At 71.8% G+C, this 5,372-nt stretch carries 4 protein-coding genes; 3 read left to right on the forward strand and 1 reads right to left on the reverse strand.

Features of this window, described 5'->3' with window-relative positions; genetic code table 11:
- Positions 1–1,389, reverse strand: a 1,389-nt coding sequence (locus tag GH736_RS16455; RefSeq protein WP_159605251.1) for a DEAD/DEAH box helicase, incomplete at its 3' end; no start/stop codon positions are given.
- 134 nt (positions 1,390–1,523) lie between these two features.
- Between GH736_RS16455 and GH736_RS16460 the strand changes: the two genes are divergently transcribed.
- From GH736_RS16460 to GH736_RS16470, 3 genes are all read left to right on the forward strand, one after another.
- Positions 1,524–2,075, forward strand: coding sequence for a ferritin-like fold-containing protein (locus GH736_RS16460; RefSeq protein WP_159605253.1), 552 nt, complete (start codon positions 1,524–1,526; stop codon positions 2,073–2,075).
- 140 nt (positions 2,076–2,215) lie between these two features.
- The gene (locus GH736_RS16465; RefSeq protein ID WP_159605255.1) at positions 2,216–3,631 is read left to right on the forward strand and encodes an MFS transporter; all 1,416 of its coding nucleotides are present in this window, start codon (positions 2,216–2,218) and stop codon (positions 3,629–3,631) included.
- Between the two features lie 11 nt (positions 3,632–3,642).
- The coding region (locus tag GH736_RS16470; RefSeq protein WP_159605257.1) for a molybdopterin oxidoreductase family protein at positions 3,643–5,372 on the forward strand (1,730 nt) is incomplete at its 3' end.

Here is a 5,372-nt window from a genome sequence, read left to right on the forward strand (position 1 = left end):
GTGCGTGCCGGTGCCCGGCTCCTTCGGTGCGGTCGCCGCCGCGGGCTCCGCGCTCTCGCTCGTAGCGCCGGCCTCACCGCCGGAGGGCTGGCCGTTGCGCGTGCGTCGGCGCGACCGCGAGCGGGGAGCCCGCTCGGCGTCCGCCTCGGCGCGGCCCTCGCTGCGGCCGGCGGTGCTCGACCGCGTCGGCGCGACCGTGGCGGCCGGCTTCAGGCGGCCCTTCGTGCCTGCGGGGATGTCGAGGTCGCTGTAGAGGTGCGGGCTCGACGAGTACGTCTCCGTCGGCTCGGGCTGCCCGAACTCGAGGGCGCGGTTGATGAGCGCCCACTTGTGCAGGTCGTCCCAGTCGACGAACGTGACGGCGATGCCCGTCTTGCCGGCGCGGCCGGTGCGGCCGACGCGGTGCAGGTAGGCCTTGTCGTCATCGGGGATGGTGTGGTTGATGACGTGGGTCACGTCGTCGACGTCGATGCCGCGAGCCGCGACATCCGTGGCGATCAGCACGTCCTTCTTGCCGGCCTTGAAGGCGGCCATGGCGCGCTCGCGCTGGTCCTGGTTGAGGTCGCCGTGCACGGCCGCCGCATTGAAGCCCCGGTCGTTGAGCTCCTCGACGAGCTTCGCCGCGGCACGCTTGGTGCGCGTGAAGATCACCGTCTTGCCGCGGCCGTCGGCCTGGAGGATGCGCGAGATGACCTCGTCCTTGTCGAGCGAGTGCGCGCGGTAGACGAGGTGCTTGATGTTCGCCTGCGTGAGCCCCTCGTCGGGGTCGGTCGCACGGATGTGGATCGGGCGCAGCATGAAGCGGCGGGCGAGCGCCACGATCGGCCCCGGCATGGTTGCCGAGAACAGCATCGTGTGGCGGGTTGCCGGCGTCTGCGCCATGAGCTTCTCGATGTCGGCGAGGAAGCCGAGGTCGAGCATCTTGTCGGCCTCGTCGAGCACCATCTCCTGCACGTTCTTCAACGAGAGGAGTCGCTGCGAGGCGAGGTCGAGGAGGCGACCGGGAGTGCCGACGACGATCTGCGCGCCGGCCTTGAGCTGCTCGATCTGGCCCTCGTACGCCTTGCCGCCGTAGATCGAGACGATCTTGGTCGGCCGGTTGGAGGTCGCGAGCTCGAGGTCCTCGGTCACCTGCACGCACAGCTCGCGCGTGGGCACGACGACGAGCGCCTTCACGCCGCCCTCGGGGTCCTCGCCGAGCCGCTGGATGATCGGCAGGCCGAACCCGAAGGTCTTGCCGGTGCCGGTCTTCGCCTGGCCGATGATGTCCTGGCCCGCGAGGGCGAGGGGGATGGTCTGTTCCTGGATGGGGAAGGCATCGATGATGCCCTTCCCGGCGAGGGCGTCGACGATGTCGGACGCGACGCCGAGGTCACTGAAAGTGGTCAATATTCTGCCTGTCGGTCTTGCGGGAAACGAGGTGCGCCCTGCTTCGACCTGAGGCGCACGGCCACGGGTCCATCGCCCGTGTGCACCCCCAGCCTATCCGAGAGTGCCTGAGAGCCTCGGATAGGCTGTGTCGCGTGGTGTTCAGGACGAATCGGCGGGGCCTCCGCCCAGAGGCGCCGCGCCTGCGTCCGCGCGTCACGCCGACCGAGCTCGCGAAGGTCGACTTCACCGAGCTGGTGCCCGAACCGGTGCCGTTCCTCGGCCAGGCCGCCTACATCCAGCTCGAGTTCTTCGAGAACCTCGCCCGAGCCGTCGCGACCGCGCCCACGCTGCCCGCGAAGGAGGGGCTGAGCGCCGCAGCCGGCGTCGCGCTGCGCAAGCACCACGCGCTCATCGCCGAGATCCGGCGCCTCGGGGTCGAACCCGACGACGTGATGGCGCCCTTCGCGCCGGCGACCGATCGCTTCCAGCAGATCAGCTCCGGTGCCGACTGGTACGAGCTCCTCCTCGGCATCCACGTGACCGCCGGCATGCTCGACGGCTACTTCTCGCGGCTCGCCGCGGGGCTGCCGGGCACCAACGACGAGCACGCACTCGAGGTGGCGCTCAGCCGCCTCCGCCAGACGATCGGGGTGCCGGGGCTGATCGCCACCGTGGTCAAGCGCGGCTACCGGATCGACGTGTGACCTCGACCTCACACGACGATGCGGCCCGGGTGAGCAGGTGGAGACGCAGGGTTTACCACCCGACCGATCCGCGGAAACACCCCGCCCATAGCGTCGGCAGCACGAGTTCGACCCCGTGACCGACACCCCCGGAGGCACCGATGACGCAGACCGTGAGCAGCGCTCCCCCGCAGGCCGCTGCACCCCTCGCCGCTGACCCGACCACGACCACGACGGCCGCGCCGCCGCTGGCGACGAGGCCGGGTCGCTGGATCGACCACTGGAACCCCGAGGACCATGCGCAGTGGGAGTCGGTCGGCCGCGGCATCGCCCGCCGGAACCTGCGCTGGTCGATCTTCGCCGAGTTCCTCGGGTTCGTGGTCTGGCAGCTGTGGAGCATCGTCGCCGTGACGCTGCCGAAGGCGGGCTTCGACCTCGACACCGGCCAGGTGTTCTGGCTCATCTCGATCCCGAGCCTCGTGGGCGCGACCCTCCGCATCCCGTACTCGTTCCTGGTGCCCCGGTTCGGCGGCCGCAACTGGACCATCGTGTCGGCGGGCCTGCTGCTCCTGCCGACGATCGCCCTCGCCGTGTGCGTCTCGAACCCCGAGACCCCGTTCGGCGTCCTGCTCCTGGTCGCGGCGCTGGCCGGCTTCGGCGGCGGCAACTTCGCGAGCTCCATGTCGAACATCACGTTCTTCTACCCGCAGCGGGAGAAGGGCTGGGCGCTCGGCCTCAACGCCGCAGGCGGCAACCTCGGGGCATCCGTGGCCCAGTTCGTCGTGCCGATCGTCATCACGATCGGCGCGGGCGCGACCCTCAACGTGCCTCTCGCCGGCATCATCTGGGTGCCGCTGATCCTCGTGGCCATGTTCGGCGCGTACCGGTACATGGACAACCTCTCGAGCGCGAAGGCGGACTTCGCCGGCTCCGCCGCGGCCCTCCGCGAGCCGCACCTCTGGATGCTGTCGCTCCTCTACATCGGCACGTTCGGGTCGTTCATCGGCTTCGCGAGCGTCTTCCCGAAGCTCATCGCCGACCAGTTCCCCGAGTTCTCCGCGATCAGCGTGGGCGGCGCGTCGGTCTCCCTCGCCTTCCTCGGCGCCCTCGTCGGGTCGCTCGCCCGCCCCTACGGCGGCCGCCTCTCCGACCGGTTCGGCGGTGCGCGCATCACGATGGCCGCGTTCGCGGTGATGGGCACGGTGACCCTCGCCGTGCTGCTGACCCTCCCGGTCGCGAGCTTCTGGCTGTTCCTCGGCCTGTTCCTGCTGCTGTTCGCCGCGGCAGGCATCGGCAACGGCTCGACGTACCGCATGGTCCCCGTGGTCTTCGCGGTGCGCGGCGGCGGGGCAGGCGACGTGTCAACCCAGCGCAAGGCGGCGGCGGCCCTCGGCCTGATCTCCGCGATCGGCGCGTACGGCGGCTTCCTCATCCCGCAGGCGCTGAACCTCTCGTTCCAGTCCACCGGCGGGTACGCGGCCGCCTTCCTCGGCTTCGTCGGCGCGTACGTCGTGCTCCTCGTGCTCACCTACGTCGTCTACGTGCGGTCGAGCCGCCTCCGCGAACACAAGATCTGAAACGAGTCCGGATGCCCCGTCCCGCCGCCCCCTCGCACTGCCCGTACTGCGCGCTGCAGTGCGCGATGACCCTCACGCCGACGGATGCCGCGGATGCCGCGGATGCCGCGGACGCTGCGACGCCCGTGACCGTCACCGGCCGCGACTTCCCCACGAACCGCGGCGGCCTGTGCAAGAAGGGGTGGACGTCGGCGGAGCTGCTCCGGGCGCCCTCCCGCCTCGGCGTCCCGCTCCTGCGGGGCGCCGACGGCGCGCTCCACGAGGCGACCTGGGACGAGGCGCTCGACCTCGTCGCGGCGCGACTGCGGGGCATCCGCTCGGCGCACGGCGCTGACGCCGTCGGCGTCTTCGGCGGCGGCGGGCTCACGAACGAGAAGGCGTACCTGCTCGGCAAGTTCGCACGGCTCGCGCTGGGCACGAGCCGCATCGACTACAACGGTCGGTACTGCATGTCGTCGGCGGCCGCGGCGGGGAACCGCGCGTTCGGCGTCGACCGGGGCCTGCCGTTCCCCCTCGAGGACCTCGACGGGGCGCGCACCGTGCTCCTGCTCGGCACGAACGTGGCCGAGACGATGCCGCCGTTCATCGGGCACCTCGCGGGCGCGCAGGCCGCAGGCGGGCTCGTCGTCGTCGATCCCCGGCGCACCGCGACCGCGCGCCTCACCGACGACGGGAAGGGCCTGCACGTGCAGCCGGCGCCGGGCACCGACCTCGCGCTGCTGCTGGGCCTCATCCACATCGTCATCGCCGAGCGCCTCGTCGACGCCGAGTACATCACGGCCCGCACGACCGGGTTCGAGTCGCTGCGCCGCAGCGTCGCGTCGTGGTGGCCGGAACGCGTGCAGTCGGTGACCGGCGTCGCGGCACTCACGCTGAAGCGGCTCGCGCGGCGCCTCGCGTCGGGCGACGGCACGTACATCCTCACCGGCCGCGGGGTGGAGCAGCACGTCGACGGCACCGACACCGCGACGGCCGCGATCAACCTCGCACTCCTCCTCGGGCTCCCGGGCCGACCGGGCAGCGGCTACGGCACCCTCACCGGCCAGGGCAACGGGCAGGGCGGCCGCGAGCACGGGCAGAAGTGCGACCAGCTCCCGGGGTACCGGAAGATCACCGATCCCGACGCGCGTGCCCACGTGGCGCGCGTGTGGGGCGTCGCGCCCGAGGACATCCCCGGACCCGGGCTGCCGGCGGTGGAGCTGCTGCAGTCGCTCGGGCGTCCGGGCGGCGTGCGCGCGCTGCTCGTGCACGGCTCCAACCTCGTCGTCTCGTCGCCGAACGTGGAACGCGTGCGCCAGGGCATCGCGCGGCTCGACCTCCTCGTGGTGTGCGACTTCTTCCTCTCGGAGACGGCGGCCCTCGCCGATGTCGTGCTCCCCGTCACCCAGTGGGCCGAGGAGGAGGGCACCATGACGAACCTCGAGGGCCGCGTCATCCGTCGCCGCCGCGCGATCGCGCCGCCCGTGGGGGTGCGCGACGAGCTGTGGATCCTGTCGGAGCTCGCCCGTCGGCTCGAGTGCGACGCCGCGTTCGACACCGACCCCGAGGTGGTGTTCGACGAGCTCCGCGCCGCGTCGGAGGGCGGCATCGCCGACTACTCCGGCATCGACTACGCGATGCTCGACCGGGGCGAGGCGGCGTACTGGCCGATGCCTCGGGGCACCGCGGGCACGCCGCGCCTCTTCGCCGACCGATTCGCGCACCCCGACGGCCTGGCCCGTCTCGTGGCCGTGTCGGTGCG

The organism is Agromyces humi (genome assembly GCF_009720255.1).
GTDB classification, from domain to species: domain Bacteria; phylum Actinomycetota; class Actinomycetes; order Actinomycetales; family Microbacteriaceae; genus Agromyces; species Agromyces humi.

What these genes read in the sequence shown, in the direction of transcription:
- GH736_RS16465 (WP_159605255.1), top strand. Translation starts at nt 2,216, where the DNA reads ATGACGCAGACCGTGAGCAGCGCTCCCCCGCAGGCCGCTGCACCCCTC.